The organism is Haemophilus influenzae, from assembly GCF_900475755.1.
GTDB lineage: Bacteria > Pseudomonadota > Gammaproteobacteria > Enterobacterales > Pasteurellaceae > Haemophilus > Haemophilus influenzae_D.
This window is the reverse complement of sequence record NZ_LS483411.1, coordinates 777,864-800,690: the sequence shown is the minus strand read 5'-3', so window position 1 is coordinate 800,690 and position 22,827 is coordinate 777,864. Positions and strand designations below refer to the sequence as shown.

The following is a 22,827-nucleotide window of genomic DNA, read 5'->3' as shown; positions in this document are numbered from 1 at the left end:
CTTATTGTCTCGCTTGAACTTCTGAATTGACATAATCAATAGTAACAACCTTACTCGGTAACAACGCACCAGATAGAATTTGTTGCGCCAAGCTATTTTCAATTTCTTGTTGAATGGCGCGTTTCAATGGACGTGCGCCATAAATTGGGTCATAGCCAACTTCGCCAATAAAATCTAATAAAGCATCGGTAAATACCAATTCGTAGCCACGAGTTTCCATACGTTTTGCTAAACGTTCTAATTGGATGCTTGCAATCGCACGGATATTCTCTTTACCAAGTGGATGGAATACCACGGTTTCGTCAATACGGTTGATAAATTCTGGGCGGAAATGTTGGCCTACTACAGACATCACTAAGGCCTTCATTTCGCTATAGCTTTCCTCTTTGTTACCTTGGATTAAATCAGAACCTAAGTTAGAGGTCATAATCACAACCGTGTTACGAAAATCTACGGTTCTGCCTTGTCCGTCAGTTAAACGACCATCATCTAGCACTTGCAACAAGATGTTGAACACATCCGTATGGGCTTTTTCAACTTCATCGAGCAAAATCACCGAATACGGACGACGGCGAACAGCTTCAGTTAAATAACCGCCTTCTTCATAGCCGACATAGCCTGGAGGCGCTCCGACTAAACGAGATACGCTATGTTTTTCCATAAACTCTGACATATCAATGCGCACCATTGCATCTTCACTATCAAAGAGGAATTTAGCTAGAGTTTTACAAAGCTCTGTTTTACCTACACCTGTTGGCCCTAGGAACAAGAAAGAACCAATTGGGCGATTAGGATCGGAAAGACCAGCACGACTACGACGAATTGCATTAGCGACAGCATCAACCGCTTCTTCTTGACCAATCACTCGTTTATGTAGTTCATCTTCCATACGTAAGAGTTTTTCTTTCTCGCCCTCCATCATTTTTGATACTGGGATGCCAGTGGCTTTAGAAAGCACTTCTGCGATTTCTTCGTCTGTGACGCGATAGCGTAAAAGCGTCATTTCTTTTCCTTCGCTGGTTTCAGCTTGCTCGAGTTGTTTTTCAAGCGCAGGAATGCGGCCATATTGCAACTCAGACATTTTAGCTAAATCCCCCGCACGACGAGCTTGTTCTAGTTCGGTTTTTGCAGTATCTAGTTCTTGTTTAATATGTTGAGAACCAGAAAGCGTTGCTTTTTCAGATTTCCACACTTCTTCAAGTTCAGCATATTCACGTTCTTTTTCAGCCAATTCTTTCTCTAACATTTCTAAACGTTTGCGACTTGCTTCGTCTTCTTCTTTTTGTAACGCTTGTTGCTCCAATTTTAATTGGATAATTCGACGTTCAAGACGATCAAGCGGTTCAGGTTTAGAATCTATTTCCATACGAATGCTGGACGCTGCTTCATCGATCAAATCAATCGCTTTATCTGGTAACTGACGATCAGAAATATAACGGTGTGAAAGCGTTGCCGCTGCGACAATCGCAGGGTCAGTAATATCCACGTGATGATGAATTTCATAACGTTCTTTCAAACCACGTAAGATCGCAATGGTATCTTCCACACTTGGTTCGTCCACAAAGACTTTTTGGAAACGACGTTCAAGTGCGGCATCTTTTTCGATATATTGACGATATTCATCTAGAGTGGTTGCACCCACGCAATGTAATTCGCCTCGTGCCAAACTTGGTTTCAATAAGTTACCTGCGTCCATCGCACCATCGGTTTTACCTGCGCCGACCATAGTATGAATTTCATCAATAAAGAGGATAACGCGACCTTCTTCTTTAGAAAGTTCATTGAGCACCGATTTTAAACGTTCTTCAAATTCTCCACGATATTTTGCACCAGCAATCAATGCGCCCATATCTAATGAAAGCACACGTTTATTTTTCAAACCCTCTGGCACTTCGCCATTTACGATACGTTGTGCCAAGCCTTCGACAATCGCTGTTTTCCCCACACCTGGTTCACCAATTAACACTGGGTTGTTTTTGGTACGACGTTGTAATACTTGAATGGCTCGACGAATTTCTTCATCACGCCCAATCACAGGATCAAGTTTGCCACTTTCTGCACGAGCGGTTAAATCAATCGTATATTTTTCTAATGCTTGTCTGCTTTCTTCTGCATTTTGATCGTTCACGTTTTGCCCCCCTCGAATATGTTGAATGGCTTGCGAAATTTGTTCTTTTTTTGCACCGCACTTTTTCAAAATATCGCTGATCGTTCCTCGTTCTTCTAAAGCTGCAAGCAAAAACAATTCGCTCGAAATAAATTTATCTTGGTTTTGCTGTGCGAATTTATCACATAGATTAAGTAAATTAATGAGCTGACGTGAAAGTTGCACATCTCCGCCATTGCCAATAACCTGTGGTAATTTATTTAGTTCCGTCTTCAATTCATTACGCAATAACGCCACATTTACACCACTTGCTGTCAAAATTGGCGCAATAGAGCCGCCCTGTTGATTTAAAAGTGCGGTCAATAAATGCACGGGTTCAATAAATTGATTATCTTTTCCGATAGCAAGTGATTGTGCTTCGCTTAACGCTTCTTGGAATTTTGTCGTAAATTTTTCAATGTTCATACGCTTTCCTTAATTGAGTTTCGTCTTTCGCCATTCGCATAAACTAAGTAAGCTCGGTTGGATAAATTTCAAGAGAAAAATTGAAATATTTTTGATTTTATCTATCAATAAAAATTTGATGATAGGTTTTAACCTACCAAAATATCGAATAGTGGGGCATCCCAATGCTCAGTGGGAAGATTTTCTACTTGCTGACATTGATGCGCTAAACCAACTGGAATAAAAGGCTTATTTTGCCAATTCTGCAACGTGCGATCATAAAACCCACCGCCCATTCCTAGGCGATTTCCTTGTGTATCAAAGGCGACCAACGGCGTAAATAAAATATCCAGTTCATTTAATGGCAAAACATTTTGAACATTCAGCTTTGGCTCCCAAATACCAAACTGATTTTGTTTCATTGGCGTATCGGGTAAATAGCGTAAAAACAATAAATGATGTTTAGTAAAAGGATGTAAAACAGGTAAATACACATTTTTGTTTTGTATCCAAAGAGATTGGATTAACGCTTTCGTAGAAATTTCACCATCAAAAGAAAAATATAATGCAATGTTTGTGGCTTGTCGTTGCTCGATAAGATTTAACGCCTGTTGAGTAACTGATTGTTCAGCTTGTTGCTGTTGAAGTGCAGTTAAATTTGCACGTATTTTTCGGATTTCATTGCGGATTTGCTGGCGTTTTTGAGTATTCATAGAAATGGAAAGAGAAGATAGGACCCAGAGTGCCGCTGTGGGCAATAGTCCTTGAACCCGACGGTTCAAGGAAATCAGTTGATACCGTTTTCAGGTTTCTTAGCCCAATGAACGAGTCAAAGGTTAAGCCTACACACCAACGATAGGAAACCAATTTATAAGATTTAAAGTATCGGCTCAGGGACATAGCCTACTGACGAACACTCTAGGTAATTCTTATGGGTTTATACTAGCCCAAATTCTCGGCATTGACTAGCATTTATTTGTCAATTTTAACGAGTTGATTATAAAACGACAAAATTACTCTAATTTGATCATTAATTTAACGCGGTTCTTTTGTAACTCTAATATTTTCTAATGAATGATCTAATTGTTGAATTCGAGTTCTCAATACATTTTCAATTTGAGCGGTTTTATTTTTTTCTTGGCTTAATTCAAAACTCAAATTGAGTGCCACAATAGAAAGCACACGATCAAGCTGAATAAGACCTGTCTTTTCTTTCATTTCGGAAACCAATATATCTAAATTGCGCGCAGCTTGACGCAATAATTCTTCTTGTTCAACTGGCACATTTAAACGTAAGACCTGACCCAAAACTAAAATTTCGACCAATTTTAACGACATTTGATTTCCTTAAATTAAATATTTGAGTTGCTGATATTATGCCATAGCAAAAAACGTTCGTCACAAATTTTACATTGAATCCGCCATTCGCTCATCATCATAAATTACGTTATAATGCCCACATTTTTTCAGTTTAAAACGAGATTTTTATGGCCCAAATTGCAACAAATCCGCTTGTGCTAGTGGATGGTTCTTCTTATTTATATCGTGCATTTCATGCCTTTCCTCCTTTAACTAACGCCGCAGGTGAGCCAACGGGTGCGATGTATGGCGTTTTAAATATGCTAAAAAGCCTCATCTCACAAGTTCAACCCACTCATATAGCTGTTGTTTTTGATGCAAAAGGGAAAACATTTCGTGATGAAATGTTTGAACAATATAAATCTCATCGCCCCCCAATGCCCGATGATTTACGCAAACAAATTCAACCTTTGCACGATATGATTCGCGCATTAGGCATTCCGCTTTTAGTAGTGGAAGGTGTTGAAGCAGATGATGTGATCGGCACACTCGCACTACAAGCCTCTCGTTTGGGTAAAAAAGTGCTTATTAGTACTGGCGATAAAGATATGGCACAGTTAATTGATGACAATATTATGCTCATCAACACTATGAATAACAGCCTGTTAGATCGCGAGGGTGTGATTGAAAAATACGGTATTCCACCTGAACTTATCATTGATTATCTAGCACTTATGGGCGATAGTGCAGATAACATTCCAGGCGTTGCTGGCGTTGGCGAAAAAACCGCACTGGGTTTACTACAAGGCATCGGGAGTATGGCTGAAATTTATGCCAATCTTGAAAAAGTAGCAGAATTGCCAATTCGAGGGGCGAAAAAACTAGGCGAAAAATTATTGGCAGAAAAAACTAATGCCGATCTTTCTTATACGTTGGCAACCATCAAAACGGATGTTGAACTTAACGTGACAACAGATGAATTGTTGCTTGGAGAAAGCCAAAAGGATCAACTTATTGAATATTTTGCTCGCTACGAATTTAAACGCTGGCTTAATGAAGTGATGAATGGCTCAGATTCCCTTACTCAAACTGCTGAACAACCAGTGAAAATCAATCAGTTTCAGGCGACATCACTAGATCAAAGTGCGGTAGAAAATACGCCTAAAATTCAAATTGATCGTACTAAATATGAAACCTTACTCACTCAAGCGGATTTAACACGCTGGATTGAAAAACTCAATACAGCAAAACTCATTGCAGTGGATACTGAAACAGATAGCCTCGATTATATGTCTGCTAATTTAGTGGGTATATCTTTTGCTCTTGAAAATGGCGAAGCCGCTTATTTACCATTGCAATTGGATTATTTGGATGCGCCAAAAACACTCGAAAAATCGACCGCACTTGCGGCTATCAAACCCATTTTAGAAAATCCTAATATTCACAAAATTGGACAAAATATTAAATTTGATGAAAGCATTTTTGCCCGTCATGGCATTGAATTACAAGGTGTTGAATTTGATACGATGTTGCTTTCTTATACGCTAAATAGTACGGGTCGTCATAATATGGACGATTTAGCCAAACGTTATTTAGGTCATGAAACTATCGCATTTGAAAGCATCGCTGGAAAAGGAAAAAGTCAGCTTACATTTAATCAAATTCCATTAGAACAAGCCACTGAATACGCAGCAGAAGATGCTGATGTGACAATGAAATTACAACAAGCACTGTGGTTGAAATTGCAACAAGAACCAACGCTTGTTGAATTGTATAAAACAATGGAATTACCATTACTTCATGTGCTTTCTCGCATGGAACGTACAGGCGTTTTGATTGATAGTAATGCCCTCTTTATGCAATCTAACGAAATTGCCACAAGATTAACCGCACTTGAAGAACAAGCTTACGAATTAGCAGGTCAGCCATTTAATTTGGCTTCCACCAAACAATTACAAGAAATTTTGTTCGATAAACTTGGCCTACCTATTTTACAAAAAACGCCAAAAGGTGCGCCATCAACGAATGAAGAAGTATTGGAAGAATTAGCCTATAGCCACGAATTACCCAAAATTTTGGTCGAACATCGTGGGTTGAGTAAACTTAAATCCACTTACACGGATAAACTGCCTCAAATGGTCAATTCACAAACAGGCCGAGTGCATACCTCTTATCATCAAGCGGTCACGGCGACAGGACGTTTATCATCAAGTGATCCAAACTTACAAAATATCCCAATTCGGAATGAAGAAGGTCGTCGTATTCGACAAGCATTTATCGCACGTGAAGGTTATTCTATTGTCGCCGCTGACTATTCTCAAATTGAGCTACGCATTATGGCACATCTTTCTGGCGATCAAGGCTTAATTAACGCCTTCTCTCAAGGCAAGGATATTCATCGCTCCACGGCTGCTGAAATCTTCGGTGTATCATTAGATGAAGTCACCAGCGAGCAACGTCGCAATGCTAAAGCAATTAATTTCGGCTTAATTTATGGAATGTCCGCCTTTGGACTCTCACGCCAACTAGGTATTTCCCGTCCTGATGCAAAAAAATACATGGATTTATATTTCCAACGCTATCCGAGTGTACAGCAATTTATGACCGATATCCGTGAAAAAGCGAAAGCACAAGGCTATGTGGAAACGTTATTTGGTCGCCGTTTATATTTACCTGATATCAATTCTAGCAACGCAATGCGTCGTAAAGGGGCAGAACGCGTAGCGATAAATGCACCGATGCAAGGCACAGCTGCGGATATTATTAAACGAGCGATGATTAAACTTGATGAAGTAATCTATCACGATCCCGACATTGAAATGATTATGCAAGTACACGATGAATTAGTGTTTGAAGTGCGGTCAGAAAAAGTCGAGTTTTTCCGTGAACAAATTAAACAACAAATGGAAGATGCAGCGGAATTAGTTGTTCCGTTGATCGTAGAAGTCGGTGTAGGTCAAAATTGGGATGAAGCGCATTAATTGGATAAGTAAGAATGAATTTAGAAAGACTTAACGAAATTGAAAAACCATTACTCCAAATCGTTAAAAATGATGTTGTGCCAGCCTTAGGCTGTACCGAACCGATTTCTCTTGCGTTCGCATCTGCTACAACAGCGAAATATTTAGGCAAAAAACCTGAACACATTGAAGCCAAAGTATCTCCTAACTTAATGAAAAATGGATTGGGCGTTGCCGTGCCTGGAACAGGTATGGTGAGATTGCCCATAGCTGCGGCAATTGGCGCATTAGGCGGTAATCCAGATGGCGGTTTGGAAGTATTAAAACATATTACGCCAGAGCAAGTTACTGCCGCCAAAAATATGCTTGAACAAAAATTAGTGAGTGTACCAATTGCGATCCCTATGAAGTCTTCAAACAAATTACTGCACGAGAGATTTTTGAATTTTCCAATGCTGTTGAATTAGAAAAAATTCGTTTTATTCGTCAAGCTGCAGAGCTTAATCGAGCACTTTCAGATGAAGGTTTGCGAGAAAATTATGGCTTGCATATTGGTCGCACGTTGAGAAAACAAGTAGGTAGTGGTTTAATTTCTGATGATTTGCTAAGCAAAATTATGATTGAAACCACAGCCGCATCAGATGCAAGAATGGGCGGCGCAACCTTGCCAGCGATGAGCAATTCTGGTTCAGGCAATCAAGGTATTGCGGCAACGATGCCTGTTGTTGTCGTTGCAGATTATCTCAAAGTAAGTGAAGAAAAACGAATCCGCGCACTTTTCTTATCCCACTTAATGGCTATTTATATTCATAGTAAATTGCCAAAACTCTCCGCTCTTTGTACTGTAACTACGGCATCAATGGGAAGTTGTGCTGGTATTGCTTATTTACTCACTGGCAAATTTGAAACAGCTAGTATGGGTATCTGTAGCATGATTGGCGATATTAGTGGCATTATCTGTGATGGCGCAGCCAATAGCTGTGCAATGAAAGTCTCCACCAGCGTTGCCTCGGGCTATAAATCAGTACTTATGGCAATGGATGAAACCCACGTTACGGGCAACGAAGGGATTGTCGAACATGATCTTGATCGAACCATTGATAATCTCTGCGCTATTGCATCAAAAAGTATGCAACATATCGACAGACAAGTTATCGAAATTATGGTGAGTAAACCTTGTCCTTAATAAAAATAAAGTATGTCTCTTGGAAAAGGAGCTAAATCTAAATTTTGTTTTTCTAACTTTTACTCCAATGACAAGCATTAATGTAGATAAAACCAATATTAAAAACCTTAATGTGATAAAACAGCTATGTGGGAAAATAACAACTTTAGCTTACCGCATTCTAATCCAATGACGAATGACAAATAATTTTGAGATACTGTTGCCGTAATAGTAATAAACGATAAATTATGTATTTAAAACTCAAATACACATTATTCTCGCTACTTTTTGTTTGGAATTTTTTATAGAACCTTTTTAGGACACTACAAAATTTTCATTAATTAAAATATGAGTATTTTTGTTTCCTCTATTTCATAGCCATTATTTTTCTGTATAAATCATCAAAGGCTTTAATATTATCGGGACTTTCTGAAAGGTTTCGTATATACGAGTCAACATCTTCATATTTGATTTTTAAAAATTCATCAAAAAACGATTTACCACGCCTAATATTAGTATTTTCTGGAACATAAATATTCCCTTTCATTTTCTTGTTATTGAAAAAGAAAAGTATTGGTTTAATTTCTGTGTTTGGAAATTCACGCACCAAATAAGCGTATGTTTTAATAAATTTTCTGTTTATATCAACAAATTTTCCTGTGTCGTGGTCGTCATTGTATTTCACTTCTAAATAATAAATAACGCCAGTTTCTTTATTTCTAAATAAAATGTCAATATCGTGGCTAATTGAAGAAAGATTTGTATCATTATCATTTTTTACTTCATTTAGAAGTTTTGGAAATTCTTCATCGAGATTAATTGAGTCACTACGCTGACAAAAACTTATGAATTGGTCAATTCGATTGTCATTACTTGTAGACAATTGAAATTTATTACTTTTTTTACCACTGTATTCTTCCAAAATATCATAACGCCCATCAGATTTTATTAGAAGAGTCATAAATTCTTCTAAAAAATTACCAAATTGAATGTTCATACTTTGCAAAATTCCGCCAAAAATACGGTAATTTCTCGGTACAAAATGAATTTTTACATCATGCGTTTTAATCAATTTTTTTAGTTTGTTTTCACTACTACTATTGATTAAAATATTAGAAACCGCTTGGTTTATTAGGTCGGAAATTTCATCATTCATAGGATTTGCCTTATTGGTTAGTGTATTCATATCTTAAACTATCAAGGGTAATAAAATTATTATTTCTAAATAAATAAAAATAATCCCAGCCATTATTATTCGTTTTATTTAGGTATTTGGCACTCATTTTATGTATTGATAAGGTTTCTTCATTGTCTTTTACATTGCCGTCTTGTGTAACAATACAAATTGCATTTTCATTTTTATCAAACAAAGTTTGCCCCACTCTCAAAAAATCGGCTTCAATAAGCGTTTTCATTGGCACTTTTGGGGGCTTTATTTCCAAAGAAAGTAATTCAATATCATTAGGGTTTGGCTTGATTTCTCGGAGTCTTTTTTCGGCTACATCAATGTATTTTTGTTCTCGCTCGATTCCTATATAATTCCGTCCCAATGCTTTCGCCACCGCCCCAGTTGTACCAGTCCCAAAAAATGGGTCTAACACTACATCATTTGGCTTTGAAGATGATAAAATTACCTTGTAAAGCAACGACTCTGGCTTTTGAGTAGAATGGGCTTTTTTGCCTTCTTCGTCTTTAATTCTCTCTTTACCTGTACACAATGATAACGACCAAACACTCCGTTCTTGCTTTTCTTGGTTTAAATGCTTCATTGTTTTATAATTAAAAGTAAATTTATTTTTTTTACATTTCGAACACCATAGCATAGTCTCGTGAGCATTACAAAACCTTGTACCGCCAAAGTTTGGTACTGGATTCGTTTTATTCCAAATCACATCATTTAAAATCCAAAAATCCAAATTTTGCATAATATAGCCGATTCTATAAATATTCTGAAACGAACCGATAACCCAAATAGACCCGGTTGATTTAAGGATTCTTTTGCATTCTTTTAACCATAATTCACAAAAGGAGTCATATTCTACAAAATCATTGAATTTATCCCACTCATCATCAACACCTGAAAATTCATCTCCGTTAGTTCGTAATAATTTGCCTTCTGTCTGCATAAAATAAGGTGGATCCGCAAAGATTAAATCAATACTTTCATTCGGAATTGTTTTTAATTTCTCAATACAATCACCTTTTAAAATGGTATTGAGAAAATCATTAATATTTTCTTTCATCATTTTTTAAAAACTCTCAAATAAAAATTTCAGCATTCTAACACTTTCAAACTCAAATATAAATCATAGGTCTTAAGAAACTAACAAGATTAAACTTTCTCCTAAATTTATGATCAATATATCCTCAATATCATAATTTTGAAAATTATATGAATATCTTTAGTTTTTCAATGATTTATAAACTTCCTTAGCCCTATACCCCATAATAAAAAAACAATTTCCTTGATATTGTTTTTCTTATCTTGACTGCCGTTATGTTAGGAGTAAACACTTTAAATTCTTTGGTAATTATCATCTTAATTGGTTGAAAAATATCGCTCTTTTGAACAAAGTATTCCTGTTGATAATAGAATAGAGCAAATTATGAAACGAATTTAGCCTTAATCCTTTAATGATATTTTTATTAAATTTATCAATAAGATAGGATTGTAATAATCAATCTTTGTAGATAGAAAAAACTTAAGGCACGGTTTTAATTCTGAAACGCAACGTGCCTTATATAACATTACGTGTGTAAAAAAATTAGTTGGGAAGAAAAATGCACAATCAAATGTATTAGAAATAATGCGTAAAAACAAATCAAAGAGAAAAAAGCGAATTATGAACTTACTTTAAAGAATAATTACTATCAATTTAAAACTAAAATAGAATCTTATTTTCATGAAATAACAAGAGGCAACGAAAAAATCCTTAATTTTCAATAAGTAAGCAGTAAAAGAAGCCAAATTGATGAATGTCATTACCAAGCCTTATCGATCAATACATACTGGTTAGAAAACCAGAAAGGGATACAAAGACTAATTTGAGTTGAAAAAAGCAAAAATTCATTCAAAAATACTTTATTATATCAGCAGCTAATCCCTTAAAAAACACAAGATTAGGGGATATAAAACTAGACATCCAAGATTCATTAAAAAGTGAAGAATAAAGCATATTGGGTTTTAAATATGGCTTATAAAGAAGGTAAATACGCCATTGTGATTAATAGGAATCTGAAAATCTAACTATACTGCAGAAGATCAGTCTTAATCAGACAAATCACAATAAAAAGTGAGAGATTCCCATTTAGAATATGACTGTCAAAATCAATCTAAACAAAAAAGGAAACTCTCATGTTTATTATCTACATATTAAGAGACAATATTATTTATCGCTTTCTTTTTCATGTGGATTGCCTTTGACGCCAATATGAGAAATTTCCCCATTAGCATCAATTAAATAGGCTTGGCCAAAACCTCTTACAAAACGACCTGTTCCAAATGTAAGTTCAACTAAATCAAAATCAGTAAATTCACGAATCGTTTTAATTCCGCCTACATCATTCATCGTTTCCGCTAATTTATCTAAGACTTGTTCAACAATTGGATCTTTGCGAGGAATAAAACGTGCACTTGCTTTATAACGTAAGCGAGTACGCACAATAATTGATTTCGCTTTGTTTTCATCTTCTAAAAACATCACTTCCACTTGATTTGGATTGCGTTTTAAATTGTCATAATGCTCTGCAATGGCACTGATATAAATATAATATTTTCCATCAAGCGAAATAATTGGTGCATAAGACGCCATCGGTAAGCCATCTTTATCTAAAGTAACAAGCACACAGCTTTTGAACTCTTGACGAAATTCATCAATTTTAGCTTTGATACGATCGTAATTTGCAACTGGTTTATTTTCTACACAAAGATTGATAATCGCTTGTTTAATTGAACCTTCGTCAGCTTGTTGTGGAAATTCCACACGTAATGTTTTGCCACCATTATATTTAAAATCTAAACCAGCAAAATCTACATTAACTAACGTCACATCTGTGATTTCCTTTTCGCCACCAAATTTTTTACAAAGGGCAACCATATCATCTTGATGATGATCATTCATATGAGTGATAATTCGATTGAAATCCATTTTTATTCCTTATATTAACAATTAATTTTTATTATTCTACGGGATCATATCCGATAGAAATAATGCTGAGCATTATACTCAAGTTAAAGTGATTTAACATATTTTTTACAGAATAATCCTTTGATAAATAAAAAGCCCTTATAAATAAGGGCTTAGAATAAGTAAATCAATATGAATTATTTACCATCAACACTCACACCATAAAAAGCATCATAGCCGAATGGGCTTTGTACATAACCTTTTACTCGAGGACTAAGTGGTGCAAAGCCAACGGAGTGGGCAACTGGAATCCAAGGTGCTTGATTATGGACAATAACTTGAGCTTGTTTATAAAGTTCCGCACGTTCTTCCTTATTGGTTAATCCAATAGCTTTATTAAGTAAAGCATCAAATTCTGAATTATTGAAACGTGCCATATTAGAATTACCTATATTTGAGCTACCTAATAATGGGGATAAGAAATTATCAGGATCACCATTATCACCAGACCAACCAAAGATACCCGCAGTTAATTCTCCCTCTTTTGCTCGTTTTCTATAATCAGCCCATTCATAAGTTACTGGGTTAGTTTTTACACCAATTTTCGCCCAATCCGCCATAATTAATTCAGCCATACGTTTTGGATTTGGATTAGAAGCACGAATAACAGGTTGAATCCAGAAATCAGTTTCAAAACCATTTGGATAACCCGCTTCAGCTAAAAGTTGTTTTGCTTTTTCAGGATCGTACGGATAATCTTGGATTTCATCGTTATAACTCCAAATTGTTGGAGGAAGTGGGTTTTTAGCTGATGTTCCTGCGCCTTGATAAACCGCTTCAATAATTGCTTTTTTATCTACTGCGTAATTCAACGCTTGACGCACTTTGACATTATCAAACGGTGCTTTTTCGGTATTAAATGCGATATATGCCACATTCAAACCTTTTTGTTCCAAAAGTTGTACTTTTGGATCTGTTTTCATTTTGGCTAAATCCGCTACATTTGGGAATAAAATTAAATCACAAGTACCTGCCTGTAATTTTGCATAACGTGTTGTTGCATCAGGCACAATACTAATAACTAAACGATCTAAAGGTGTTCTACCTTTCCAATAATTTTCATTCGCAACATATTGTATCGCCTGATCTGTTTTATAATCCACAAAAACAAAAGGGCCAGTCCCCACTGGGCGACTATCAAGCGTTTCTGGTTTACCTGCTTTCAGCATTGCATCAGCATATTCTGCAGAATAAATAGAAATAAAATCCATACCAAGACTAGCCAAGAAAGTCGCATCTTTCTTGTTCAAGGTAATACGAATTGTGTTATCGTCTACTTTCTCCACTGACTTCAACAATTCTGGAAATTTCATTGCTTTGAAATATGGATAAGTCCCCTTAGATACATTGTGATATGGATGATTTGGATCTAACTGACGTTGGAATGAAAATACAACATCATCTGCATTAAAATCACGTGTCGGGGTAAATTCTTTTGTTGTATGGAATTTAACCCCTTTTCTCAAATGAAAAGTATAACTTAAGCTATCATCGCTAATTTCCCAGCTTTCAGCTAAAGCTGGTTCAATATCCGTTGAGCCTTTTTTAAATTCAACTAAGCGGTTATACACTTGTTGTGAACTTGCATTATAAGAAGTACCTTCAATTATTAACGCAGGGCTAAATCCCAGTGGAGCTTTCGCTGTACAATAAACAAAAGTATTATTTGACGAGGATTTTGCTTCAGTTTGAGCGGTAGATTTATTTGTCGAACTAGATTGATCACAAGCTGCCAAAACAAGAGTTGCAGCGGCGAGAGTTAATGTTGCTTTTAGTTTCATAAGCATACCTCAATGTTAGGCAGGGAATGCCCCACCATTTATGGTTAAACGATGGAGCTATCTCCACCAACAAGAAATATCAATAAGATATAAGCAAATTTCCCTTTTTTTAAATAAAAAAATTCTATGGATTATAACAAATTAATCTAAGGCATTTTTCGTAAATGATCGCCATCATTTTTATGTAATTTCATAAGCGACCAAACTAAGGCGATTGCAAAAAGTGATGAAGTTAAAAAAGTATAGCTGAATGCCTGTTGTAAGCCATCATTTGTGCTAAAGAAATGTCGATAAAGATTTAAGATTATTGATGACACAGCAATACCAAATCCAATCCCCACTTGCTGCACAATACTTAATACGGTAGAGCCTGTGCCAGACTGTTGTTTTGAAAGATCGCCTACAACCAGCGTATTAATTGAAGTGAAAATTATCGACATACAGGCACCGTACCACATAAGATTACAAATGATCCAAGTCAGAGAACTTTGTTTATCTAACCAAGCCATTGAAATCACAGAACCTGCCATCAAAAGTGCGGATGAAATTAACGTGGTTTTATAGCCCCAACGATTTAAAATTCGTCCAATTAATATTTTCAACATCACAGAAATTAACGCAATCGGTGCTAAGAGCCAGCCTGACATTTCCGCACTATAACCGAAAGATAATTGAAACATTAAAGGCAATAAAAAGGGCACACCAGATGCAGATAATCGGATAAAAATATTGGCAATAATGCCTAATCTGAATGTACGAGTGCGGAAAAGGGATAAAGGTAAAATAGCATCTTCATTATTTTTGGCATAACCACAATAAGCCACGAGTAATAAAATACCAACAACTAATATGCTATAAGTTACACTTGAATTATGCTGACTTTCGCCGAGTAAATCCAAACCAAGCGTAATGCCAACTAGCCCTGATGCAAAGAGTAAAAAACCTGTCCAATCTAATTTCTCTGCCTCGCCTTTGATATTGTTCATCACGCTACCCGATGCCAAAATCCCTAGCACACCAATTGGAATATTGATTAAAAAAATCCAGTGCCAACTGGCGTGAATGACTAACCATCCACCTAAAATAGGCCCTAGAATTGGCCCGATCAAACCTGCAGTTGCCATTAAATTCCAAGCATTCACTAATTGTTGTTTAGGTACCGCTTGAATAATAGCTAAACGTGCAACGGGCATCATAAAAGCACCGCCCATCCCCTGAATCACTCTGGCTAAAATTAAACTTTCTAAATTAGGCGCAGCAGCACAAGCGATAGATCCTAAAATAAACGTAAAAACTGCACCACGAAAAACGCTCAATGTTCCAAATTTTGCTGCAGCCCAAGCGGTAAGAGGAATAAATAATGCAACAGCTAAAGAATAAGCAATAATCGCCATTTGCATTTCAAAGGCGGGTTTATGTAAATCGGAAGATATCGCGGGTAAAGCTGTATTTAGAATGGTGGCATCAAGGCTTTGCATAAAAAGCGCCATTGCTGCTACCCAAGCTAAACCGCGATAGGCATTGGATTCAGTCATCGTGCTCCGTGAAAATGGTGCAACCAATTTTCAATAAAATCGGCAATTTGCGGAATGCAGTTAATATCCAACAAAGTGCGATCAATTTCAAGGGGATAATTCGTCGCAACCGCCACTACATATTCGTCAATTTCGGGTAAAGGTTTTGTCATTTCCTGACGATGGAGCAAAATCTTTGAAATTGGCTCTTGTTTAAAGCCTTCCACCAACACTAAATCTGTTAAAGTGCGGTCAAATTGTTGTGCTAAATAATCCAATGAAACAGGTTTTGGTGTTTCCGTCATGATCGCCCAGCGTTCATCATTCGCTAGAATGACCTGAGATGATCCCACCTCTTTCATACGCCAACTATCTTTGCCTTCTTTATCAACTTGCATATTGTGATGGCTATGTTTAATCACTGAAACGCGAATGTGACGAGCGATAAGTTCTGGGATAAGTTTTTCTAACAACGTTGTTTTACCACTACCGCTATAACCGGTAATTCCAAGTAAAGGAATCTGATTGTTCATAAAAATAACCTTAAAAATAACCGCACTTTAGATACGGAAAACCCCGAAAGATCGGGGTTAATAAATTAAGAATGTTTTGCTACATAATTGGCAAAAATAAGTCCGCCGATAGCAAGAAGTGCAACAATGCCAAGCCCTATAGTAAGCCACATATTATTTCCCCTCCACTAATTGACGAAATTTACGCCCCATCACAAGACAAGCATAAGCAATAATGAGCAAAAAACTAATATTTAATCCTTTTAGGAAAAGCGGTTGCTCGCCATAAAGTATAACAGGCATTGCTAGAATAGCAACTTTTGCCACATCATCACTGAGTTTTGACCAAACCTCTAAAGAGCTTTTTTCAATGGGCAATTTAAATAAATTCAGCATAGTTTCTCCGATGAATAAAAGAGAAATTTTGCTGGAATAGAAAGAGAATTACTCAACTAGCTTTATAGTTTGCGATCTAGATCGCAGAAATAATAAAAAGCGAATAAAAAACTTAAGATAATATGCGCAATAAAACAGGCTGAAATTCTGTTTGTTGCCCTAATTTTCTACTATAAGATTTTACAAAAATAAAAGAAAGTGCGGTTAATCCAAAGATTAAAATGGAACGCAGGATTTCATTATCGCTGATACAATCGGACAACATCGTCGCAATCAGTAAAGTTAGAAGCGGTACAACATACATCAATAATGCGGACAACAACATCGACTTTTCTTCTAATCCAATTTCAACAATTTGACCTTCGCGTAATGGCATTAATGTTTCCACATGAAAAATATGCTCGCCACGTTTACCGTTTAATTCGGAAAGGCTTGATGTTCCACAACTGTTTTTGGCAGCACATTGTCCACAAGCACTTTGAGATTGGCATTTCACTTTGGCAATGCCATTTTCATAGCTAATAACAACGGCACTTTCTCTTAGCATTGGGATGCTCCCATATAAACATCAAAGCGATGATTTTTCGTTTCACGGCTAAAGTGCGGTTGTTTTCCACCAAGAAATTCTGCATAGTCAGGACGCTTCACGACCACACGTTTTTTAGCTAATTGTAGTGCAGGTAAAAGCAATTCATCAGCATCTAAATCAGCTCCGACTAAATACTGGAATACGCGCATTTCTTTTTTTACTAGCGCAGATTTTTGTTTATGCGGATACATTGGATCGAGATAAACCACATCGGCATAATCAGCATTAGGATCAAGTTCATTAATATGATGAATATTTAGCAAGCGCAAATTTTGTTGCAACATCTCGCCGATTTCTTCATCTTGATAAGCACGATTTAAACCATCTTGTAGAAGTAAAAAAACAATAGGATGACGTTCTACTAAACGGACTTGGCAGCCAATCGACGCCAGCACAAAGGCATCACGTCCTAAACCTGCTGTTGCATCAATAATGGTTGGCAATGCCGAACCTTTAATCCCTACTGCTTTTGCTACGGCTTCTCCACGTCCGCCACCAAATTTACGACGATGAGCCATTGTGCCTCCTACAAAATCAACATAAACCGCCCCGAGTTTAGGTTCGTCTAGTTTACGAAGCTCTAAACGTTCATCGGTTTGAACAAGTGCAAGTGGGCTTTGTTCATCATGAATAATGTTGTGTTCAGCACAAAGTGCGGTCAATTCTGCTAATGTTTTTTCTGGAGATCCAGAAATTAGTTGAATACCTACTTGCGAATGAGCCATACGCCGCTTTCCATATGATCTGTATAAGGGAATTGGTCAAATAACGCTGCTTTTTCAATGCGGTGCGTTTTTGATAGTTCAATAAGATTATCGCACAGCGTATGTGGATTACAGGAAATATACAAAATGCGATCGTAATTTTGTACAAGTTTCACTGTATCAGGATCAAGCCCTGCACGAGGTGGATCGACAAAAATGGTATTACATTCATAAGATTTTAAATCGATCCCTTTCAATCGATTAAAGGCTCGAACCTCATTCATAGCCTGCGTAAATTCTTCTGCTGACATACGAATAATTTGTAAATTATCGACTTTATTTTCAGCGATATTAAACTGTGCGGCGGCTACAGAAGGTTTGGCGATTTCTGTTGCTAATACCTTACGGAAATTTTGTGCAAGTGCGATAGAAAAATTACCATTTCCGCAGTAAAGTTCTAACAAATCCCCTTTACTATTTTTCGTACAATCAATTGCCCATTCAAGCATTTTGCAGTTTACCGTTGCATTTGGCTGGGTAAAACTATTCTCGACTTGACGATAAACATAATTTCTGCCATTCACAGATAAAATTTCATCTACATAATCTTGATCTAAGCAGATTTTTTGTTTGCTGGCACGCCCGATTATTTGCACATTAAAATCTTGCTTTTCGAGTAAATCTTTCAGATTTTTAGCCGCACTTTCCCATTCTTCAGTGAGTGTTTTATGATAAAGCAAGCTCACAATAATCTTATTACTCAAGGTGCTAAGGTAATCAATTTGGAATAATTTTTTGTGTAGCACTTCTTGTTGTTTTAACAAGGGTAATAAGGTTTGCATCATTCGATTAATCAGTGTGCTAGCGATTGGAAATTCATCTACGCGATAACGCTGCAAGGTCGCTTGATCAAACATAATATGGTAAAAATCATCTTGCTCGTGCCAAATACGAAACTCCGCACGCATACGATAATGACTTGTTGGAGAGTCAAACACTTGAATATCAGGTGCATTGAAAGGACGCAAAAGTGCGGTTAATTTTTCAAGTTTTTTTTGTAGCAGTTCGTTGTATTGAGAAATCGGTAATTGCATAGAAATTAGTATTCATAGGGTGTATGAAGACGAATCTTTCATACAAAGATAGGAGAATAAAGTTATCAGCCGTGAATTACGCGATATTTCACAAGCTATTCAAAAACAAAAGGCAGACTTCCGCCTGCCTTATTTAATGTATCTTATTCGCCGGAATAATCATCTCCGCTAGAAGCAGCTTCACTCACATCACCAGATAAGGTGTAAACACGTTTTTTAGTGTTAATACGAGAGCGATATTTATTCCAAGTTTTTTCAAAGAAAGTCTCTGCTGCACGCTCGCCACGGCAAAAAGCGACGAAATCTTTTTCTTCTTTAGTCGCTGGCTCACGTTCCCCTAAATCCAATGCTTTGAACGCTTGACCATATTGCTCAAGCACCTGTGATTCTTTGATTGTGTAATCACCGTGACGGGAAAAACCACGTGGGTAGTTTTTGTCGTCAAAGAAACGACGCGTTACGCTAAAACTTGCAGCCATAATATTCTCTCTTCTTTCATTAATATTTACAAAATAGGGCTGGCATTAAACCAATTTTTCGTTATTTTTGCAATAAACCTTTTACGGTTTGCACATAATCTTTCACGAAATCATCGTAATTTAACCCTTCAGGGTTTACGCGGAATTTACCATTGACATAAAAATCAGGTACGCCATGCACTTTAAATTGTTCTGCGGCATTTACTTGTTTATTAACTAAACCATTTACTGCAAAACTATTAATGCCACCATCAAATTGCTCGGCGGTTACACCATTCGATAAGAAAATAGCTCGAATATCATCCATTGATTTCAAGGCATCTTTTTGAGCTGCTTCAAATAATGGAGCCTTTACTTTACCTTCTGCGCCTAATGCCATTGCTAACGCCCAAGCGCGCGTTAAGTTTTCAGATTGACGACCTAAGAAATTTACATGATATTGTTTAAATTTCACATCTTTTGGTAAAGCATCTTCGACTTGTTGTGGAATTTTGTATTCCATTTCAAAGGCGTAACAATGTGGGCAGTAGAATGAGAAAAACTCAATCACTTCTTTTTGTTGTGAAGCTTGTTGGCTCACTTGAACATATTGTTTGCCTTCTTGTAAATCTGCGGCAAAACTATTTACAGACATAAGCGTGCTAACACCTAAACCTAACGCAAGTAATACTTTTTTCATTTGCTTTCCTTCTTATTTAATGATACCGCGAGCACAGAGCAATGCGGTTTTAAAATCTTCTTCGTAATCTTTTTTGAGACCAGGAATTGGCTCATGTTTATCTGTACCATCCATTTTTAACTGATAAATAATCACTTCATCGGTTAATTCATGTAATGGCTTTTGGAAACCTGATTCATTGGCAATTTTTTGCAAAATTTCCATTAAGCTCAGATCTGGGTCTTTAGACCAATAAGGCTGTAAAAGTTCCAAAATTTCATTTAAACGCTTACATTTCATTGCTATTTCCTTTTTAATCGTAAAAAATAGGCAAATGATACTTGAAATAACGATAGATTAAAATATGACAATTACAATAAGTGCGGTAATTTTGGCAGGTGGCAAAGCACGCAGAATGGGCGAGCAAGATAAAGGATTACAGATTTTAGGTAAACAATCTTTAATTCAACATGTTATTAATCGCTTGCAGCCACAAGTTCATGATATTTCAATTAACGCTAACCGAAGTCAAACAGAATATGCAAAATTTGGCTTTCCTGTTTTTTCCGATGAACTGCCCGATTTTCAAGGGCCATTGAGCGGCATGCTAACAGCCCTAGAAAAGACAAAAAGCGACTTCATCCTTTTTACACCTTGTGATACGCCTTTTTTCCCAACTAATCTTTTAGATAAACTTAAAAGTGCGGTTGAAAATCACCGCACTTTCATTGCTTATGCTTGCGATGAGGAACGTGAACATCCCGTTTTTTGTTTAATGTCCGTTCAACTAAAAGAACAATTACGACACTATTTAGCATCGGGTGAACGACGCCTTTTACAGTTTATGAAAGAAAATGACGGGATTTCAGTAAATTTTGCGCAAGAAGAAGGCAACTTCGAGAATTTTAATACGCTGGATGATTTAAAGAAAACAGTCATCTAACCAAACACTAACAAAAGTGCGGTTTATTTTTATTATTTACGAGCACCAAATATCGCAATCAATTCTTTCACTTTTACGCGTTTTTCTGAATTCTGACTAATAGAACGTTGAACTTTTACCCGTTTAAATTTTGCACCGTTATAAATTTCACGGGTAAATTTAGTATCGTGATTAGAAATCAATATCGGAATTTGTTTTTCTTTTTGTATAGATTTCGCTAAATCTGCCAAAGCACGTTGCTGTATCAAACCAAACTCATTGCCCGCATAACCAGTAAAATTAGTATCCTGTTGTAGCGGAGCATAAGGTGGATCGCAATAAATCACCGAATCTTTATCGGCAAATTCAAAAGTTTTTTGAAAATCACAGCATAAAAACACCGCACTTTGCGCTTTATGCGCAAAATAACGTAATTCATCTTCTGGAAAATAATGAGTTTTGTAAGCCCCAAAAGGCACATTAAATTCATTTTTGTTGTTATAACGGCATAATCCGTTAAAACCAAAACGGTTCAAATATAAAAAAATAATCGAACGTTCGAAAGGATCCGTAGAAGCATTGAATTGACGACGTTTATCATAGTAATAATCGGGTGTATTGGCATCATCAGCAAAAAAAATCGGTTTACAAGCTTCAATATACCCCTCTACATTTTCTTTAATAATATTGAATAGATTGATTAAATCTGGGTTGATATCTGCCAAAATATAGCGTTCAAAATTAGAATTAAGAAATACTGCTCCAGCACCCACAAATGGCTCAATTAAGCAGTTTTTTTTATTTGGAAAGGCTTTATTTATATCGTCCGTTAAGCGAAATTTTCCCCCCGCCCATTTTAAAAATGGACGGTGTTTTAACTTAGGTTTTAAAGATTGTTTTTTCGGACGTAACATCTTAATCCGTTTGAGTACAACGACGAATTGCATTTAACACGAGGGTATGATCGGTATCATTCGCCACATAAGCTTGACCTAGAGATTTGAGTAGCACCAGACGCAATTTACCCGCTAGAACTTTTTTATCACGCATCATATGCGGTAAATAGTCTTCTGGCTGCATTGTATCCGGTGATACGGTGGGCAAATTGGCACGAGCAAGTAATTTTTCAAGGCGAGACACATCTGCAATAGAAATATCTCCAAGTTCTTCAGAAAGCGCCGCTGCCATCATCATTCCCGTTGAAACAGCTTCTCCATGAAGCCAGTTTCCATAACCTAGATGAGTTTCAATGGCATGCCCAAAAGTATGTCCAAGATTGAGCAATGCACGATCGCCTTTTTCTGTTTCATCTCTCGCGACCACATCTGCTTTAATTTGGCAACAACGAGAAATACAATGTTGAAGTGCCTCAGGATGCAAAGCGACAAGTTCATCAATATGTTGTTCTAGCCATTCAAAAAATTCGTAATCTAAAATGGCACCGTATTTGATAACTTCGGCAAGCCCCGCGTTTACTTCACGTTTAGGAAGGGTATTAAGCGTGAGCGTATCAATAATAACCATTGATGGCTGATAGAACGCGCCAATCATATTTTTGCCTAATTCATGATTAACCGCCGTTTTACCGCCCACTGAAGAATCCACTTGTGAAAGCAATGTGGTTGGAATTTGAATTAAACGGACGCCGCGCTGATAACTTGCCGCAGCAAATCCAGCAACATCGCCAATTACGCCGCCTCCCAATGCAATAATCGTGGTATCTCGTCCATGATTACCTTGCAAAAGTGCGGTGAAAATTAAGTTTAAAGATTCAAGTGTTTTGTATTTTTCGCCATCTGGCAATAAAACATGATCGACCACGCAACCACGTTTTTCTAACGCATAGATAACTGTATCAAGATAAAACTGTGCAACCGTGGGATTCGTTACAATCATCACGCGATCCCCACGTTTAATCGGGTAACTACGTTCATCTTGCAATAAGCCACTACCAATTAAAATAGGATAGCGACGCTCTTGCAATTCCACATTGACGCACAACATAATTTATCCTTA

General features: G+C 36.8%; 20 protein-coding genes, 1 other RNA gene and 1 pseudogene. 3 read left to right on the top strand and 19 right to left on the bottom strand.

The features are described from left to right. Position 1: 1 nt before the first annotated feature. The 4 genes from clpB to DQN24_RS04055 all read right to left on the bottom strand — a co-directional run bounded on the left by clpB (position 2) and on the right by DQN24_RS04055 (position 3,889). Positions 2-2,572: an ATP-dependent chaperone ClpB gene (clpB, locus tag DQN24_RS04070; protein ID WP_021035594.1), complete on the bottom strand. Its 2,571-nt coding sequence runs from the start codon at positions 2,570-2,572 to the stop codon at positions 2-4. Between the two features lie 128 nt (positions 2,573-2,700). Further along, entirely contained in the window at positions 2,701-3,264 is a 564-nt protein-coding gene (locus DQN24_RS04065) for a 5-formyltetrahydrofolate cyclo-ligase (protein ID WP_021035595.1), read from the bottom strand. 17 nt (positions 3,265-3,281) lie between these two features. Next, a non-coding RNA gene (ssrS, locus tag DQN24_RS04060) (6S RNA) lies at positions 3,282-3,479 on the bottom strand. A gap of 107 nt (positions 3,480-3,586) precedes the next feature. Continuing rightward, positions 3,587-3,889 (bottom strand): cell division protein ZapA, encoded by a 303-nt coding sequence (locus tag DQN24_RS04055; protein WP_021035596.1) that lies wholly within the window; start codon positions 3,887-3,889, stop codon positions 3,587-3,589. Positions 3,890-4,038: 149 nt separating this feature from the next. On the opposite strand from DQN24_RS04055, the gene polA reads away from it, so the two are divergent. After that, positions 4,039-6,831 carry a DNA polymerase I gene (gene polA / locus DQN24_RS04050; RefSeq protein WP_111695423.1) on the top strand — a complete coding sequence of 931 codons (2,793 nt, stop codon included), beginning with the start codon at positions 4,039-4,041 and terminating at the stop codon, positions 6,829-6,831. Positions 6,832-6,845: 14 nt separating this feature from the next. After that, a pseudogene (locus DQN24_RS04045) lies at positions 6,846-7,996 on the top strand (serine dehydratase subunit alpha family protein). A 346-nt stretch (positions 7,997-8,342) separates the two neighbouring features. Here DQN24_RS04045 and DQN24_RS04040 read toward each other — a convergent pair. From DQN24_RS04040 to DQN24_RS03980, 13 genes are all read right to left on the bottom strand, one after another. After that, positions 8,343-9,131, bottom strand: coding sequence for a HinfI family type II restriction enzyme (locus tag DQN24_RS04040; protein WP_021035598.1), 789 nt, complete (start codon positions 9,129-9,131; stop codon positions 8,343-8,345). A gap of 10 nt (positions 9,132-9,141) precedes the next feature. Next, positions 9,142-10,221 carry a DNA-methyltransferase gene (locus DQN24_RS04035; protein WP_021035599.1) on the bottom strand — a complete coding sequence of 360 codons (1,080 nt, stop codon included), beginning with the start codon at positions 10,219-10,221 and terminating at the stop codon, positions 9,142-9,144. 1,140 nt (positions 10,222-11,361) lie between these two features. Then, positions 11,362-12,123, bottom strand: a complete 762-nt coding sequence (locus DQN24_RS04030) for a HugZ family heme oxygenase (RefSeq protein WP_021035600.1) — start codon at positions 12,121-12,123, stop codon at positions 11,362-11,364. A gap of 176 nt (positions 12,124-12,299) precedes the next feature. Next, positions 12,300-13,943 carry an ABC transporter substrate-binding protein gene (locus tag DQN24_RS04025; protein WP_050847678.1) on the bottom strand — a complete coding sequence of 548 codons (1,644 nt, stop codon included), beginning with the start codon at positions 13,941-13,943 and terminating at the stop codon, positions 12,300-12,302. A gap of 146 nt (positions 13,944-14,089) precedes the next feature. Further along, a complete protein-coding gene (locus tag DQN24_RS04020) occupies positions 14,090-15,478 on the bottom strand; it encodes an MDR family MFS transporter (RefSeq protein WP_111695422.1) in 1,389 nt (462 codons plus the stop codon). Further along, on the bottom strand, positions 15,475-15,990 hold the full coding sequence (mobB, locus tag DQN24_RS04015) for a molybdopterin-guanine dinucleotide biosynthesis protein MobB (RefSeq protein WP_005652476.1): 516 nt from the start codon (positions 15,988-15,990) through the stop codon (positions 15,475-15,477). Before mobB ends, DQN24_RS04020 begins: the two co-directional genes overlap by 4 nt. Positions 15,991-16,143: 153 nt before the next feature. After that, complete coding sequence (locus DQN24_RS04010; protein ID WP_021035604.1) at positions 16,144-16,365, bottom strand: hypothetical protein; 222 nt, start codon at positions 16,363-16,365, stop codon at positions 16,144-16,146. A 112-nt stretch (positions 16,366-16,477) separates the two neighbouring features. Continuing rightward, entirely contained in the window at positions 16,478-16,912 is a 435-nt protein-coding gene (locus DQN24_RS04005; protein ID WP_111695421.1) for a SoxR reducing system RseC family protein, read from the bottom strand. Continuing rightward, entirely contained in the window at positions 16,906-17,679 is a 774-nt protein-coding gene (locus DQN24_RS04000; RefSeq protein WP_111695420.1) for a class I SAM-dependent methyltransferase, read from the bottom strand. The genes DQN24_RS04005 and DQN24_RS04000 overlap by 7 nt, the downstream gene beginning before the upstream one ends. Further along, a complete protein-coding gene (gene trmA / locus DQN24_RS03995) occupies positions 17,661-18,752 on the bottom strand; it encodes a tRNA (uridine(54)-C5)-methyltransferase TrmA (RefSeq protein WP_111695419.1) in 1,092 nt (363 codons plus the stop codon). Before trmA ends, DQN24_RS04000 begins: the two co-directional genes overlap by 19 nt. A 143-nt stretch (positions 18,753-18,895) precedes the next feature. After that, positions 18,896-19,231, bottom strand: a complete 336-nt coding sequence (locus DQN24_RS03990; RefSeq protein ID WP_050847672.1) for a DUF413 domain-containing protein — start codon at positions 19,229-19,231, stop codon at positions 18,896-18,898. Between the two features lie 61 nt (positions 19,232-19,292). Continuing rightward, positions 19,293-19,910: a thiol:disulfide interchange protein DsbA gene (dsbA, locus tag DQN24_RS03985; RefSeq protein ID WP_021035609.1), complete on the bottom strand. Its 618-nt coding sequence runs from the start codon at positions 19,908-19,910 to the stop codon at positions 19,293-19,295. 12 nt (positions 19,911-19,922) lie between these two features. Further along, positions 19,923-20,189, bottom strand: coding sequence for a YihD family protein (locus DQN24_RS03980; RefSeq protein WP_021035610.1), 267 nt, complete (start codon positions 20,187-20,189; stop codon positions 19,923-19,925). Between the two features lie 64 nt (positions 20,190-20,253). Between DQN24_RS03980 and mobA the strand changes: the two genes are divergently transcribed. Next, positions 20,254-20,832 (top strand): molybdenum cofactor guanylyltransferase MobA, encoded by a 579-nt coding sequence (gene mobA, locus DQN24_RS03975; RefSeq protein WP_021035611.1) that lies wholly within the window; start codon positions 20,254-20,256, stop codon positions 20,830-20,832. 32 nt (positions 20,833-20,864) lie between these two features. Here mobA and DQN24_RS03970 read toward each other — a convergent pair whose 3' ends face one another. Both DQN24_RS03970 and aroB read right to left on the bottom strand, forming a co-directional pair. Then, entirely contained in the window at positions 20,865-21,725 is an 861-nt protein-coding gene (locus DQN24_RS03970; protein WP_021035612.1) for a Dam family site-specific DNA-(adenine-N6)-methyltransferase, read from the bottom strand. Between the two features lies 1 nt (position 21,726). Next, a complete protein-coding gene (gene aroB, locus DQN24_RS03965; RefSeq protein WP_005626439.1) occupies positions 21,727-22,815 on the bottom strand; it encodes a 3-dehydroquinate synthase in 1,089 nt (362 codons plus the stop codon). Between the last annotated feature and the right edge of the window lie 12 nt (positions 22,816-22,827).

Bases quoted from the DNA above. Each gene is read 5' to 3' on its own strand.
- DQN24_RS04010 (WP_021035604.1), bottom strand. From the start codon at position 16,365: ATGCTGAATTTATTTAAATTGCCCATTGAAAAAAGCTCTTTAGAGGTT.
- polA (WP_111695423.1), top strand. From the start codon at position 4,039: ATGGCCCAAATTGCAACAAATCCGCTTGTGCTAGTGGATGGTTCTTCT.
- dsbA (WP_021035609.1), bottom strand. From the start codon at position 19,910: ATGAAAAAAGTATTACTTGCGTTAGGTTTAGGTGTTAGCACGCTTATG.
- trmA (WP_111695419.1), bottom strand. From the start codon at position 18,752: ATGCAATTACCGATTTCTCAATACAACGAACTGCTACAAAAAAAACTT.
- DQN24_RS04020 (WP_111695422.1), bottom strand. From the start codon at position 15,478: ATGACTGAATCCAATGCCTATCGCGGTTTAGCTTGGGTAGCAGCAATG.
- DQN24_RS04005 (WP_111695421.1), bottom strand. From the start codon at position 16,912: ATGCTAAGAGAAAGTGCCGTTGTTATTAGCTATGAAAATGGCATTGCC.
- DQN24_RS03990 (WP_050847672.1), bottom strand. From the start codon at position 19,231: ATGGCTGCAAGTTTTAGCGTAACGCGTCGTTTCTTTGACGACAAAAAC.
- DQN24_RS04000 (WP_111695420.1), bottom strand. From the start codon at position 17,679: ATGGCTCATTCGCAAGTAGGTATTCAACTAATTTCTGGATCTCCAGAA.
- DQN24_RS03970 (WP_021035612.1), bottom strand. From the start codon at position 21,725: ATGTTACGTCCGAAAAAACAATCTTTAAAACCTAAGTTAAAACACCGT.
- DQN24_RS04065 (WP_021035595.1), bottom strand. From the start codon at position 3,264: ATGAATACTCAAAAACGCCAGCAAATCCGCAATGAAATCCGAAAAATA.
- mobB (WP_005652476.1), bottom strand. From the start codon at position 15,990: ATGAACAATCAGATTCCTTTACTTGGAATTACCGGTTATAGCGGTAGT.
- DQN24_RS04035 (WP_021035599.1), bottom strand. From the start codon at position 10,221: ATGATGAAAGAAAATATTAATGATTTTCTCAATACCATTTTAAAAGGT.
- DQN24_RS04030 (WP_021035600.1), bottom strand. From the start codon at position 12,123: ATGGATTTCAATCGAATTATCACTCATATGAATGATCATCATCAAGAT.
- DQN24_RS04040 (WP_021035598.1), bottom strand. From the start codon at position 9,131: ATGAATGATGAAATTTCCGACCTAATAAACCAAGCGGTTTCTAATATT.
- DQN24_RS03980 (WP_021035610.1), bottom strand. From the start codon at position 20,189: ATGAAATGTAAGCGTTTAAATGAAATTTTGGAACTTTTACAGCCTTAT.
- mobA (WP_021035611.1), top strand. From the start codon at position 20,254: ATGACAATTACAATAAGTGCGGTAATTTTGGCAGGTGGCAAAGCACGC.
- aroB (WP_005626439.1), bottom strand. From the start codon at position 22,815: ATGTTGTGCGTCAATGTGGAATTGCAAGAGCGTCGCTATCCTATTTTA.
- DQN24_RS04055 (WP_021035596.1), bottom strand. From the start codon at position 3,889: ATGTCGTTAAAATTGGTCGAAATTTTAGTTTTGGGTCAGGTCTTACGT.
- clpB (WP_021035594.1), bottom strand. From the start codon at position 2,572: ATGAACATTGAAAAATTTACGACAAAATTCCAAGAAGCGTTAAGCGAA.
- DQN24_RS04025 (WP_050847678.1), bottom strand. From the start codon at position 13,943: ATGAAACTAAAAGCAACATTAACTCTCGCCGCTGCAACTCTTGTTTTG.